The organism is Parabacteroides chinchillae (assembly GCF_900108035.1).
Classification (GTDB): Bacteria; Bacteroidota; Bacteroidia; order Bacteroidales; family Tannerellaceae; genus Parabacteroides; species Parabacteroides chinchillae.
Window position 1 is genome coordinate 19,289 of the sequence record NZ_FNVS01000019.1, and the last position, 15,037, is coordinate 34,325.

At 38.9% G+C, this 15,037-nt stretch carries 13 protein-coding genes; all 13 read left to right on the top strand.

From position 1 onward, the window contains the following. Positions 1-5: 5 nt before the first annotated feature. A complete protein-coding gene (locus tag C4S38_RS13590) occupies positions 6-782 on the top strand; it encodes a glycerophosphodiester phosphodiesterase family protein (protein WP_103984171.1) in 777 nt (258 codons plus the stop codon). 11 nt (positions 783-793) lie between these two features. Then, positions 794-2,272, top strand: a complete 1,479-nt coding sequence (locus tag C4S38_RS13595) for a glycoside hydrolase family 10 protein (protein ID WP_103984144.1) — start codon at positions 794-796, stop codon at positions 2,270-2,272. A 47-nt stretch (positions 2,273-2,319) separates the two neighbouring features. After that, positions 2,320-2,751, top strand: a complete 432-nt coding sequence (locus C4S38_RS13600; RefSeq protein ID WP_103984145.1) for a hypothetical protein — start codon at positions 2,320-2,322, stop codon at positions 2,749-2,751. A gap of 97 nt (positions 2,752-2,848) precedes the next feature. Beyond that, on the top strand, positions 2,849-5,077 hold the full coding sequence (locus C4S38_RS13605) for a TonB-dependent receptor (RefSeq protein WP_103984146.1): 2,229 nt from the start codon (positions 2,849-2,851) through the stop codon (positions 5,075-5,077). A 31-nt stretch (positions 5,078-5,108) separates the two neighbouring features. Continuing rightward, complete coding sequence (locus tag C4S38_RS13610) at positions 5,109-5,444, top strand: cation transporter (protein WP_099465842.1); 336 nt, start codon at positions 5,109-5,111, stop codon at positions 5,442-5,444. A 192-nt stretch (positions 5,445-5,636) separates the two neighbouring features. Beyond that, the gene (locus C4S38_RS13615; protein ID WP_103984147.1) at positions 5,637-6,164 is read left to right on the top strand and encodes an RNA polymerase sigma factor; all 528 of its coding nucleotides are present in this window, start codon (positions 5,637-5,639) and stop codon (positions 6,162-6,164) included. 1 nt (position 6,165) lies between these two features. Further along, positions 6,166-7,443, top strand: a complete 1,278-nt coding sequence (locus C4S38_RS13620; RefSeq protein ID WP_103984148.1) for a porin family protein — start codon at positions 6,166-6,168, stop codon at positions 7,441-7,443. A 55-nt stretch (positions 7,444-7,498) separates the two neighbouring features. Further along, a complete protein-coding gene (locus tag C4S38_RS13625) occupies positions 7,499-8,296 on the top strand; it encodes a BFO_2992 family lipoprotein (RefSeq protein WP_103984149.1) in 798 nt (265 codons plus the stop codon). 154 nt (positions 8,297-8,450) lie between these two features. Then, on the top strand, positions 8,451-9,200 hold the full coding sequence (locus C4S38_RS13630; RefSeq protein ID WP_103984150.1) for a BFO_2992 family lipoprotein: 750 nt from the start codon (positions 8,451-8,453) through the stop codon (positions 9,198-9,200). 66 nt (positions 9,201-9,266) lie between these two features. After that, positions 9,267-9,833 carry a YIP1 family protein gene (locus C4S38_RS13635; protein ID WP_103984151.1) on the top strand — a complete coding sequence of 189 codons (567 nt, stop codon included), beginning with the start codon at positions 9,267-9,269 and terminating at the stop codon, positions 9,831-9,833. A 15-nt stretch (positions 9,834-9,848) separates the two neighbouring features. After that, entirely contained in the window at positions 9,849-10,310 is a 462-nt protein-coding gene (gene smpB, locus C4S38_RS13640) for an SsrA-binding protein SmpB (protein ID WP_103984152.1), read from the top strand. Between the two features lie 25 nt (positions 10,311-10,335). Then, on the top strand, positions 10,336-11,268 hold the full coding sequence (locus tag C4S38_RS13645; RefSeq protein WP_234999390.1) for a nucleoside recognition domain-containing protein: 933 nt from the start codon (positions 10,336-10,338) through the stop codon (positions 11,266-11,268). Continuing rightward, the gene (gene metH / locus C4S38_RS13650; protein ID WP_103984154.1) at positions 11,265-14,957 is read left to right on the top strand and encodes a methionine synthase; all 3,693 of its coding nucleotides are present in this window, start codon (positions 11,265-11,267) and stop codon (positions 14,955-14,957) included. Before C4S38_RS13645 ends, metH begins: the two co-directional genes overlap by 4 nt. Positions 14,958-15,037 lie beyond the last annotated feature (80 nt).

Here is a 15,037-nt window from a genome sequence, read left to right on the forward strand (position 1 = left end):
TTACCATGAAATTAAAAACTACTATTGTTGTCCTTCTCTGTGCTTTGATGGCACTGCCTGCTGTTGCGAAGGATAAGACGAAAGTGATTGCACATCGGGGGTATTGGAAAACAGAAGGTTCTGCTCAGAATTCTATCCGTTCTTTAGAATTGGCAGACCAGATTAAAGCGTATGGTTCCGAGTTTGATGTTCATTTGACCTCTGATAATGTCCCCGTTGTTTACCATGATATGGATATTCAGGGGTTGAACATTCAAAAGACTCCTTATGCTCAACTGAAAGATTTGAAGTTGGGTAATGGTGAAACTTTACCTACATTGGAACAGTACCTGGACAAAGCTAAGGCATTGAAAAATACAAAGCTGATTTTTGAATTGAAAGTACATGACACACCGGAACGTAATCGTGAAGCTGCACGTATTGTTGTTGACATGATTAATAAAAAAGGACTGGCCAAGAAGACCGAATATATTACTTTTAGCCTGGATGCTGGTAAAGAACTGATCCGTTTGGCACCGAAGGCAAAAGTTGCCTATTTGAACGGAGAATTATCTCCCCGTGAATTGAAAGATTTGGGTTTTGCGGGATTGGACTATCAGTTTAATGTATTAAGACAACATCCTGATTGGATTCCTGAAGCAAAGAAGCTTGGTTTGACAATTAACGTATGGACTGTGAATGAAGAAGCTGTAATGAAAGAGATGATTGCAAATGGAGTTGATTTTATTACAACAGATGAGCCGGTTGTTTTGCAGAAATTATTAAATTCGCGCGCTAAATAGAACGTGTGTAAATGAAAAGATATTGTTGGTTATTGCTGTGGGCTTTGTGGATACAAAGTGCATTTGCGATGAATTTACCTAAGCATGAAGTACGTGCGGTGTGGCTTACAACTGTTTATGGCTTGGACTGGCCACATCGACCGGCTACAACGCAGGCAGGCATAAAAGCCCAGCAACAAGAACTTTGCAATATCCTGGATCGTTTGCAAAATGCTAATTTCAATACTGTTTTTTTGCAGGTTCGTTTACGTGGTAACGTTATTTACCGCTCTGCCATAGAACCGGCAAGTAAAGTATTTTCCGGAAAAGAAGGAGTAATGCCCGGATATGATCCGTTGGCATTTGCAATAAAAGAATGTCACAAACGGGGGATGGAATGCCATGCCTGGTTTGTGACATTTCCTTTGGGTACGGCCAAGAATGTGAAAGAGCAAGGACGTTTGTCGGTGGTGAAACGCCAGCCTAAATTATGTAAATTGCATAATGGTGAATGGTATCTTGATCCGGGTGTTCCGGGTACGGCCAATTATATCTTGTCGTTGGTAAAAGAAATTGTGAATAATTATGATGTTGACGGCATTCATTTCGATTACATCCGTTATCCGGAGCAGGCGAATCGTTTCCCGGATAAAAGCGTATATAAGATGTATGGAAAAAAGGAGTCATTAGATAATTGGCGGCGTAATAATATCAACCGGATGGTGGTTGAGATTTATGATTGGGTGAAACAGGCAAAGCCTTGGGTACAGGTAAGTAGTTCCCCTCTAGGTAAATATAACCGTATTCCCCGTGTTCCTGATGCGGGATGGACAGCTTATGAAAGTGTTTTTCAGGACCCTAAAATGTGGATGTTGCGGGGTAAACAGGATATGATTGTTCCTATGATGTATTATTTGCATGATAACTTTTTCCCTTTTATGGATAATTGGGTAGAGAATTGTAATGGGCGTCTGGTGGTGCCGGGACTTGGTGCTTATCGCATGGATAAGAAAGATGCGGACTGGACGGTGAACGATATTACCGATCAGATTGATTATAGCCGATATTATGGCGGGGCAGGCTGTGCTTTCTTCCGCTGTGAAAATGTACTGGATAACAGTAAGGGGCTGTATGATGAATTAGTCAATGTATATTATAAATACCCGGCGCAATTACCTCCGCTTACCTGGTTGAATAATACTGTACCGTCTTCTCCCGAAGAAGTTTACGTACAACGGACTGGTAATGAGCTTAAACTTTCATGGCAAAAGCCTGCTTCCGAAAAGCAAGACCTGACTTATACGGTATATTATTCTTTGTCGGATTCTATTGATTCCGATGCTTCTAAATGTATATTGATGACGAATGTGCATGCAAATGAAATTTATCTGCCTGTGGATTCTTTAGTAGAAAGAGGTTATACATTTAGTGTTTCGGCTTCTACCCGTTATCACATAGAAGGAGCTCCTTCCAAAGAGACTTATTACTATCTCTCAGATTTCCCTAAATAATATTAACTGTTAGTGTTTGTTAAGAGATTCTTGTATCTTTGTGCGATATGAAACAGAAGGTTACAATTTTATTGATACTTATGCTTGCCGGGCTTGTGTTCTATGGTGGAGCCGGCGTGAATATTATATCGTATTGTTGTAACCATTGCCGTGTTGCTGGCATAGAGGCCATAATAGAGAACCAATGCTGTGAACTTCATGATCATGATCACTCTGTGCAAAAAGCGAATCAAATGCTTTATGTTGATGGGTGCACAACTGAATGCGGAATGGAAAGATTGCATTTTGACTGGACTTCTGTACAATCTTTATTCCCTAATTTGCAACCGGCTGTTTTTGATTTGTGGTTTGCTAAGGCACTGAATATTTCTTTACTTCCTGAACTTCAAATAAAAGATTTATTATCTGTTACTTCTATTGGACCTCCAGTTAATTGTCCACGGTTGTATTTGTCTATCCTCACAATTCTTTTGATTTAATTTCTGTAAGTTCAACTTTATTTGGATGAATAATCATATTACGATCGTTTGACGATTGTAGTAATTGTACTTATATGAATTAAATTGAAAGAATTTTATGTTGAAACATATTTATTTTATAATATTGTTTTTCCTGGTTTCTTTTTGCGCCATTGCCGCGGAAAATGATGTGAAAGGACGTGTCTTGGATGAAAATAACCAACCCATTATAGGGGCTAATGTGTATTGGGAAGGGACGCAACAAGGTACCACTTCAGACATGAATGGCCATTTTGTATTACCGAAGAAAGGGAAAGTAGAAAATCTGGTGGTAAGTTATATAGGATATACTACTGCTGTTGTCCCGGTGAAAGGTTCGAAAGAAGAGCTTCATGTTGTACTGAAAGGAGAGGTTGCCTTGGATGAGGTGGTTGTAAGTGAACGTAAAATGGGAACTATTGCTTCCCGGGTAAGTGTTTTACAAACTCAGAAAATTACTTATGATGAACTTTGCCGTGCAGCTTGCTGTAATTTGGCGGAAAGTTTTGAAACAAACCCTTCTGTAGATGTTTCTTATGCTGATGCTGCAACCGGTGCGCGACAGATTAAATTGTTGGGACTGTCTGGTACGTATGTGCAGATGCTGACAGAAAATTATCCGAATTTTCGTGGAGCTGCGTCTCCCTATGGTTTGGATTATGTTCCGGGCCCCTGGATGGAGAGTATTCAGGTATCGAAAGGTACTTCGTCTGTAAAGAATGGCTATGAAGCATTGGCCGGGCAGATCAATGTGGAATTTAAAAAGCCTCCTACAGCAGATATTTTTTCCGGAAACCTTTTTGTCAGTGATGCCGGACGCTATGAAGGAAATGCAGATGCTTCCTGGCATGTTAATGATAAGTTGTCTACCGGATTATTCGTGCATTATTCAAATGATAAAATGCAGCATGACGGCAACGACGACGGATTTTTAGATACGCCGTTAAAGGAACAAGTTAATGTGATGAACCGGTGGTTTCATAAATTGGATAACTATGTTGCTCAGTATGGTGTTCGTTATCTGCATGAAGACCGGACAGGCGGACAGGTTACCAAACACCATGATTTCGTTGATCCATATCAGGTTAAACTGAATACGAACCGTGCGGAATTGTTTACTAAACAGGCCTATATTATTGATAAAGAGAAGGTGGAAAGCGTTGCTCTGATACTTTCCGGTTCGTATCATGAGCAAAAATCCAGATATGACCGTACGCCTTACAATGTATATCAGAAAAATGTGTATGCTTCCTTATTGTATGAAAAGGAATTTACACCTAAGCATAGTTTAAGTGCAGGGTTGAGCCTTAATTATGACGGATTTGATGAAAATCTTGGACAGCCAGTCAATAATGTAATGGAGCATTCTTTTTATGATCGTTCGGAAACAGTGGCCGGGGCATACGCTCAATACACATACAATCTAAATGATAAACTGATTCTTTTAGCCGGGCTGCGGGCTGATTATAGTACATCGTATGATTTTTTTGTTACTCCCCGAATACATATTAAATATAATCCTTTTACCTGGTTCCATATTCGTGCCTCTGCAGGGAAAGGTTTTCGTACGGCAAATGTGCTAGCCGAAAATAATTTCCTGCTTGCTAGTAGTCGTAAAATAGATATTGCAGATCATTTGGATCAGGAAGAAGCTTGGAATACGGGTTTAAATCTTTCTTTTTATATACCTTTGTTTGGCAAGGAACTGACATTGAACGGAGAATGGTATTATACCGATTTTCTGAAACAGGTTGTTGTTGATATGGATAGTGATCCGCATGCTGTGAGTTTCTATAATCTGGACGGCCGGTCATATTCCAATAGTTTTCAGGTTGAGGCGACTTATCCTTTTTTCAGGGGATTTACTTTAACTGCCGCATATCGCTATACGGATGCTAAAACCGATTATAAAGATGTTGAAGGTAAAATAACTCGTCTAAAGAAGCCTTTGGTAAGTGATTTTAAAGGACTACTTACAGCTTCATACCAGACTCCTTTGAAAAAGTGGCAGTTTGACGTAACCGGACAGTTTAATGGGGGCGGACGTATGCCAATGCCAGATAAAGTAAATCCATTATGGAAACCTGATTTTAATGCATATACAGTTGTGAATGCACAGGTTACGAAGTATTTTCGTCGGTGGTCAATTTATATAGGTGCCGAAAATTTGTTTAATTACAAACAAAAGAATCCTATTATAGATGCAGAAAATCCCCGGGGAGAAAACTTTGACGGTTCTATGGTCTGGGGGCCTGTACATGGAAGGAAGCTATATGCTGGTGTCCGTTTTAATATTAGTCGTGATTAATGATAAATTATTTACTTTAAATTATAGTGATATGAAACAATTACTTTTGACACTGTTGTGTGTGTTATTTGCTTTTTCACCGGCGTTTTCTCAAGATTCAAAAAACAAAAAAGAAACATCTACTTTTTATATAGCAGCGATGGATTGTGATCATTGCATTAAAAAAATAGAGAAGAATATCGCTTTCGAAAAGGGTGTAACTGATTTAAAATGTGATCTTGCCACCCGTACGGCCATTATTACGTACAAAGCTGGTAAAACGTCGGAAGTGAAATTAATTTCAGCTTTTAAGAAGATTGGTATGGAGGCTGTCGCTGTGGATAAAGGAGCGGGTTGTCCGGTTCCTCCTTCAAAAAAAAGTAATTAAGAAAATGCTCATTAACAAAGATTTTCATCGGAACATTGTATATTTGCATGGTATTCCGTAGTAATATAAAAGGCGGGCTATTTTGTCCGCCTTTTTTTGAATTTTTTTTCTATGCAATGCAGCGTTTATTAAATTAATAACATCATTATATTGTATCACCGCCGTAAACGGAAGGTATCCAAGCACTGCTGAATGAAGGAACAACAACTGATAGAAGGTTGTCGGAAGGGAAATAGATTGGCTCAAAAGGAGCTGTATGATATTTATTCCCGTAAAATGATGGGAGTTTGTCTGCGTTATGTGAGCGACAGGGAGACTGCCCGTGATTTGTTGCAAGATGGTTTCGTGAAAGTATTTACCAGTGTGGATTCATATACGGGAATAGGTTCCTTTGAAGGGTGGATGCGGAAGATCTTTGTCAATTGTGCGTTGGAATATTTACGTAAATCGGATGTACTGCGTGAGGCTACGGATTTGGATAATACGGCAGAGTTGATTAATCCGGACAGCTCCGTTGTTTCAGATTTGTCTGCAGCAGAGTTGATGGCATTAGTGCAGGAATTACCTGCCGGTTTTCGTGCTGTGTTTAACATGTTTGCAATAGAAGGCTATTCGCATAAAGAAATTAGTGAAATGTTGAATATCACAGAAAGCACATCGCGATCGCAATTTACACGGGCTAAGCAGTTGTTGCAACGTAAGATTAATGAGTTGTATTGAAATGAAAGGTAAGGAAAGAGATAAATTTGATGATTTGTTCCGTTCGAAATTGGAGGATTTCGAAATGGATACAATGCCAGGCGATTGGGAGGCTATAGCCGATCGTTTGCCCAAGGAAGTATCTGTTCCTTTTCGTAAAACTTTATATTATTGGGCTGCAGCAGCAGTTGTTTCTTTGTTGATGATTACGGGTAGTGTTTATTTATTTAACCACGAACAGTCCGATCTTCCGATAGCAAAGGAAATAATAGAACATACAAAGGAGATAGAGAACCATATAATTGAAGATAAAAAGGTGATTGCCGAAGTGTCGGAAACTTCTGTAAAACAGGATGAAAATAAGACAAAGAAGATGAATGTGGCAGTTGTACGGTCTCCTGCAAAAAGCCAAGGTAAAAGGACTATGATTAGTTCTCACGCAAATGTTGTTCCGGAAGTAAATATGTTATCTGCTAAAAAAATGCAGACCGATAGTATAGTTACTGCAGATTTTGCACAACAGCTGTTGACAGAAGATGCAAAAACAGAAGATATTCAGGTTTTAGCAGAGAAAGAATCGCAGAATAAAGCATTGATTGCAGATGCAACACCTGTGATAAAAAAGAAAAAATCAACGGCTTCCCGTAAATGGGGATTCGGTATGGGGGGAGGAGGCCTTTCGATTGGAGCGGATAATTCTGTCCCCCAGTATATGATGAAAAGTGCGTTGTTGACAAGTGATCAATTGCTTTCGATGAATGCTCCTTTTTTTAATGAAGAATTGCCGAAAACAGATGTACACCATAAAACACCGGTCTCTTTCGGATTATCGGTGAGTCGTTATTTGAATAACCGTTTTTCGTTGCAGACAGGGCTTAATTATTCTTTTTTATCTTCTGAATGGACAACGAATGGTTCTTATCATGGTGAGGTAAAACAGAAATTGCATTTTATCGGAATACCTCTTTCGGTTGCTTATAAAATTGTAGAATGGAATCGTTTTCAGGTTTATGCAGCAGCCGGAGCTATGGCAGAAGTTAATGTTGCAGGAAAGCAACGGTCAAAATTCTTTTTTGATGATAAAGAAATATCCAGTGTATCGGAACGCGTGCGGATGAAAGAATGGCTTTGGTCTGTTAATGCCCGCGCTGGTGTAAGTTACCCGTTGATTCGTTTTGTAAGTGCATTTGCCGAAGTTGGTGCCGGATATTATTTTGATAATGGAAGTAGCATTGAAACGATTCATTCAGAAAAGCCGTTTAATGTGAATTTTCAGTTAGGTTTCCGGTTAGGTTTCTAAAATGGAATAGAATAATAATTCATAAATATACAAATACTTAAAAACAGAAATTAAAATGAAGAAACGTGGATTTTTAGGAATGGTAGTGGCGTCTGCCTTACTTTTGTTGACCTCTTGTCTTGGTGATTCAAATAACCAACAGACATTGTCGTCTATACCTGGTGTTATCTCTACTTCAAAGGATTATAAGACTATAATCAAAACAGCAGCAGGTGCTGCTATTTATTCTCCTAGTTTGGAAACTGCCGGTTATTTGCCCGGTCAGTGTGTATTGGCTTCTTTCACGATTGATTTTGATGCTGCAGAAAATGCAAATGCTGCTTCCAACGGGTATTATTATGCAACAATGAATGCTGTACCGACTAATGTTGACAGATGGTATGCTAACCCTATAATGGGAGATACAACTAAACTTCTGGATAAGGAACAAGCTGTTACGAGCCCTATTGATACTCGTTATGGTGCTGCATATTTAGAAGGAATGCTATTCTTGTTCTCGGATTTTACACATTTAACAAAGCAAGAGTCAAACTGGTACTTGTCGTATGATGGAAATCAGACAGCTGTTGAAGAAAACGGAAAGAGAATCTATTCTGTTTTCTTGAGAGCTGCAATTAAGACAGAAGGTCAGACTCCGTCTTTGAACTCAGTTGTGGTTAACGCATTTGATGCTAAAACAATGATTGATGGTTTCAACACAAAGGAAAAGGATTTGGGTAATAAAGAGTATTATATTAAAATCAATTATATCAAAGAAATTGATGCAAAAGATCCTACTAAGTTTACCTGGACATCAACAGATCCTACGTGGATGAAACTCTCTGTTCCTGCAGATAATACGACTGGAAAATAATTCGTATAAAAGATAAAGTAAGTCCTGACCCGGTAAAATAAATTCCGGGTCAGGACTTTTTTGTTTTAAGTGGTTTGTATATACCTGATTATAGGGAATATTATCTATTTCTCCTTATTATTTACTACCTTTGCAGAGAAAATAGTAGTGTAAGATGAAGATGTGTAAGTGGTATAGTGTGATTACGTTGCTGGTTTTACTGGTTTCATGCATGGGCCAGGATGAAGATAAACAGACGTTTGGAGGCCAATTAGGTGTTATTCAGGAAGAGCCGGAATTAGGCGTTTGTTTATGGGAAGGTGATGTTATTTATTCGCCAGCCCTGGATACAATGGCTTTGAAAGCCGGAGATTGCTGTTTGTTGAATTATACAATAGATCATGCTTCAAAAGAATCTTTGCCAGGGTATTCAAAATACAGGGCAGAAATATTAAAGTATGAACCGGTTCCGGTATTTGGTTTATCTCCGAACCTGACAGATACAACCCGTATATTGGATAATGAATGTTTTATAAGTTTTTCATTGCAGAGAAGTATGTATTTGAAAAATCGTTTTTTTCTTTTTACGGAACATGGTAATTATGTGGATGGACAAACTACTCTTTTTGAATTGACCTATAATCCGAAACAGGAAGCGACTATTGACCGTAATAATAATCGTGTCTATAACTTGTATCTTCGTACGGCAACGGCTGAAGATATGACAGGTATGACAGGTTCCCGCTATACATTGCCAATTGCTTTAGATTTAGAGAAATTTGTGAAGGAATCGGGTGAAATAGAAAAGAATGCGGGGTTGGATAGTTTAAAATTCAAGTTTAATTATCCACGTAGTTTTAATTCCGATACGACGGCTTGTATATGGACTTCGTCGGATATGGTTGCCTTGCCAATCAATGAATAAAAAGGCAATAGTGAAGACGAATCCTTTATATTTTTTATATTTTTGCTTTTTTAAATAGAAAAGAAGATGTACAAAGAGATATTTCAGTGGGTAATAGCTATTATAACACAACCGGCAAAGGCCTGGGATTTATTGGCAAAGAAAGATGAAAAAGATGATGAATTTTTATCCCGTTTTGTTTATCCTTTGATCGGGCTTGTTACAGTTGCCGCTTTTTTAGGAGTGTTGTTTACAAGAAAAGAATTTGATATTGAATTAGCTCTAAAATCTTCAATAAAGACATTAGTTTCATCTTTTGGTGGTTTTTATTTGGCATCTTATTTTTTGAATGAGCTTTGGCAGGGTTTATTTAAACGTGAAAAGGATATGAAATTGTGCCAGCGTTTTGTAGGATATTCTTCATCTCTGATGTTCGCATTGAATATTATATTGATGCTTTTGCCGGAATTCTTTTTTCTTCGTATATTTATTCTTTATACCCTATATATTGTATGGGAAGGTGCTGGTCCATATATGCAGATAGAAGAGAATATCCGTTTGAAATTTGTTTCAATAACAACAGCTATCATATTAATTACGCCACTTCTTATAGAGTTTATCCTGGTACTTTTGATGCCGGGATTGAGTTATTGATAAAAGAATACAGGAATGAAAGAAAAGATTAGTAACAACATACAGATAAAGAATAAACGGGCAACATTCGATTATGAGTTGCTTGATACGTTTACGGCCGGTATTGTGCTGACTGGTACAGAAATAAAATCGATCCGGTTAGGTAAAGCAAGTTTGGTTGATACATTCTGTATTGTTGATAAAGGAGAGTTGTGGGTAAAGAATATGTATATTGCCGAATACTTTTATGGTACATATAATAACCACGTCTCACGTAGGGATCGTAAGCTTTTGCTTACCAAAAAAGAATTGCGTAAAGTTGATAACGCCGTACGTACCAGTGGTTTTACTATTATTCCTACCAAACTGTTTATAAATGAAAAAGGATTGGCAAAGATTATTATAGCTATTGCTAAAGGTAAGAAAGAATATGATAAGCGTGATTCGATAAAGGAGCGTGATGACCGACGCGAAATGGATCGTGCTTTTAAGAGATAATATCTGAAGAATGCGAAATAACACAATGAACCGCATTTGGCAATGTGTTAAGAAGGCGTTGCCTAAAGCAGCCAAAACTTGTATATGGCTACTTAAAATAATATTGCCTATTTCTTTGTTGGTTCGTTTGTTACAATATTCCGGCCTGTTAGCTAAAATATCTGCTTTATTAGCTCCTGCATTCTCCTTTGTTGGATTACCGGGTGAAACAGCGATTGTATTTATTACCAGTATCTTTAGCCCTTTGTATGCTCCGATTGCATTAATCAGTTCAATGTCTTTAGGTGTAAGAGAAGCAACAATTCTGGCTTTGATGTGCCTTACATCACATAATTTAATGGTAGAATCATCGGTACAGGCTAAAACAGGTTCTTCTTTTTGGGGAATGACAGGTTTACGGTTCGTTATGAGTTTTATCATCGCTTTTTTTCTCAATCAAGTAATGCCGCACGATGGTTGGGGACATGTTGGAACAACAGAGAGCGCGGCTGTGTGTGACAGTTTATTGGAAGTACTTGTCCTTTGGTTTACTAGTTCGATGAAGGTGCTTGTTTCTATTTTGTTGATTGTAACGGTTTTGATGATTCTGCACTATGTTTTAGATGAATTTAGATTGATGAAAGGACTTTCAACGGCTTTATCTCCAATGATGAAAGTTTTTGGGTTGTCGGAAAATTCGGCTTTTCTTTGGCTGGTTGGTAACGTTATCGGGCTTGCGTATGGTGGTGCTATTATGGTTGAACAAATGGATAATAAACAGTTAACTTATAGTGAGGGAAATTTGTTAAATTATCATCTGGCAGTTTGTCACTCTTTATTAGAAGACACAATTATATTTGCTGCAATAGGCATACCGGCTTTGTGGATTTTGGGAACGCGTTTGTTTTTTGCAATTACGGTTGTTTGGGTTCGCAAAGGATATAGTTATATTTATACAAGAAGAATAGAGCGTATATGAATAAAGAAACATTTTTAAAGCTTCTTAGAGAGCGTATATTGATATTGGACGGTGGTATGGGTACTATGGTTCAAGGTTTTAAATTGAAGGAGGAAGATTACAGAGGCGAGCGTTTTGCTGATTTTCCCAAACAACTGAAGGGCAATAATGATTTACTTTGTATTACCCGCCCGGATGTGATACAATCGATTCATCGCCAGTATCTGAGTGCAGGTGCGGATATTTTTGCAACTAATACATTTAATGCCAATGCCATTTCTATGGAAGATTATGGCATGCAGGGGTATGTACGTGATATTAATCTTGCTGCCGGAATACTGGCTAGAGAAGTGGCTGATACTTTTATGGCAGAAAATACGGATCGTAAAGTTTTTGTAGCAGGCTCTGTTGGTCCTACAAATAAAACGGCATCAATGAGTCCCGATGTAAGCGATCCTGCCTATCGTGCTGTTACCTATATGGACTTATATATAGCATATAAAGAACAGGTAGAGGCTCTGGTTGATGGAGGTGTGGATATAATTCTTTTTGAAACCACATTCGATACGTTGAATGTAAAAGCTGGTTTAGAGGCAGCTGGGACCGTATTAAAAGAAAAGGGTAAAGATTTGCCGATCATGCTATCTCTTACCTTGTCGGCGCAGGGAGGACGTACATTCTCCGGTCAAACATTAATGGCGTTTCTTGCATCTGTACAACATACAAATATTGTAAGCGTAGGGTTGAACTGTTCGTTTGGCGCGGCTGATATGAAACCCTATCTGGCAGAGTTGGCAAAAAATGCTCCCTATTATATCAGTGCATATCCAAATGCCGGACTACCGAACAGCTTTGGTTTGTATGATGAGACTCCTGAAAAAATGGCTATGCATGTTAAGCCTTTTATAGAAGATGGTTTAGTGAATATACTGGGTGGATGTTGCGGAACAACGCCAGCCCATATTGCGAAATATCCAGATTTGATTAAAGGTGCCAAACCTCATATTCCGGTAGCAAAACCGGATTGTTTGTGGTTGTCTGGACTGGAGTTGCTTGAAGTGAAGCCGGAAAACAACTTTGTGAATGTTGGTGAACGTTGTAATGTTGCAGGGTCGCGTAAGTTTCTTCGCCTGATTAAGGAAGGTAACTACGAGGAAGCCCTGACGATTGCTCGTAAACAGGTGGAGGACGGTGCACAAGTGATAGACATCAATATGGATGATGGAATGTTGGATACTGTTAAAGAGATGGTTACATTTCTGAATCTGATAGCCTCCGAACCGGATATTGCCCGTGTACCTGTCATGATAGACTCTTCTAAATGGGAGGTCATAGAAAAAGGTTTGATGTGTGTACAAGGTAAAAGTATTGTAAATTCTATTTCATTGAAAGAAGGTGAGGAAGTTTTTCTTAAACATGCTGCCCGTATTAAGCAGTTAGGAGCCGCTGTTGTTGTGATGGCTTTTGATGAAAAAGGACAGGCCGATACGTTTGAACGTAAAATAGAAGTCTGTGGACGTGCTTACCATTTGTTGCGGGAGAAAATTGATTTTGATCCGAATGGAATTATTTTTGATCCGAACGTATTGGCTATTGCTACCGGAATGGAAGAACATAACGGATATGGTCTTGATTTTATCCGCGCCGTTGAATGGATAAAGACAAACCTGCCGGGAGCAAAAGTCAGCGGAGGGGTTAGTAATTTATCTTTTTCTTTTCGCGGAAATAATTATGTGCGCGAAGCAATGCATGCGGTTTTCTTATATCATGCTATCCGTAAGGGAATGGATATGGGTATTGTTAATCCTTCCTCAAGTGTTTTGTATGAAGATATTGAACCTGCTTTTCGTGATTTATTGGAAGATGTGATTTTGGCTCGCCGTCCGGAGGCTGCTGAAGAACTGATTACTTTTGCTCAAAATTTGCATGAGGAAAAAGATAGCGTGGAAGTTGAAAAATATGAAGCTTGGCGTGATAAACCATTACATGAGCGTTTGGAATATGCTTTGATAAAAGGTATTGGCGACCATTTGGAAGAAGATTTGCAAGAGGCTTTAAAACAATATCCCCGTGCTGTAGATATAATCGACGGTCCGTTAATGGGAGGGATGAATAAAGTCGGAGATTTGTTTGGTGCCGGTAAAATGTTTTTGCCACAGGTGGTTAAAACAGCTCGTACGATGAAAAAAGCGGTTGCTATTTTGCAGCCTTCTATTGAAGCGGAAAAAACGGCTGCCGGTTCGGCTAAAGCAGGCAAAGTCGTATTTGCTACAGTAAAAGGGGATGTGCATGATATAGGCAAGAATATTGTTTCTATAGTTCTGGCTTGTAACAATTATGAGGTTATTGATTTAGGAGTTATGGTACCGGCAGAAGTGATTGTGAAAAAAGCCATAGAAGAACAACCAGACTTGGTGTGTTTGTCCGGACTTATTACTCCTTCTTTGGAGGAAATGGTGCATGTGACTGATGAAATGCAAAAAGCCGGATTAAGAATTCCTATTATGGTTGGCGGTGCAACTACATCCAAATTGCATACAGCAGTTAAAATTGCCCCACATTATGATTATCCGGTTATTCATGTGCTGGATGCTTCTCAAAATCCTCTGATTGCTGCCAAATTATTAAATCCGAATACACACGATGCCTATATTGCAGAGTTGAATGAAGAATATGAGCGTCTGCGGGCATCGATGGGAAATAAAAAAGAGACGTTAGTGTCTTTAACAGAGGCACGTGCAAATGGCCAGAAGATTAATTGGAAAGATTATTCTCCGGTCGTTCCTGAAAATCCGGGAGTTCATGTAATCCCCTATATCCCGGTTGAAGAGATTATACCGTATATTCATTGGACTTTTTTCTTTAGCGCCTGGAAATTAAACGGACGCTTTGCTGAAATTACGCAAATTCACGGTTGTGATGCTTGCCGTGCTTCTTGGTTGGCTTCCTTTCCGGAAGAAGATAGGGAAAAGGCTGCCGAAGCGATGCAGCTGTATCAAGATGCAGTTCGTTTGCTAGACCGTTTGGTTGAAATGAAAGCAGAATATTGTAAAGCTATATATGGATTTTTCCCGGCTAATAGCGATGGCGATAATTTAGTTATGGGCGATACAGTCATTCCTGTATTGCGCCAGCAAGCGAAAAAAAGGGATGATGTATATAAGTCTTTGGCCGATTATATACTTCCGAAGTCGGAGGGACGTACAGATTATCTGGGCGCATTTGTGGTGACGGCAGGCGCAGGGGCTGACTATCTGAAGGATAAGTTTGAAGATGAAGGAGATATGTATAGTGCTATGCTTCTGCAGACATTAACAGACCGTTTGGCCGAAGCTACAGCCGAGTATCTGCACGAGAAAGTACGTAAGGAATACTGGGGATATGCTCCAGATGAATCACTTTCAATACCGGATTTGTTTAGAGTGAAATACCAGGGTATTCGTCCGGCAATAGGCTATCCTTCTTTACCTGATCAGTTGCTTAATTATACATTGGATGGAATGTTGGACATGTCTCGTATTTGTGTACACCTGACAGAAAATGGGGCTATGTATCCGACAGCTTCGGTAAGCGGATTGTATTTTGCACATCCCGATTCTCAATATTTTATGATCGGTTCTATTGATGAGGAACAAATGAAAGATTACGCAAGGCGTCGTAACCTTTCTGAAAAAGAAGTAAGGAAGTTATTAAATAAAAATATCTCGTAAGAATTAATTTAGCTGCCTATCTTGTTTGATTTGGATAGGCAACTAAACAGATTCAGATAGGCAGCTAAATTGAACAAAGT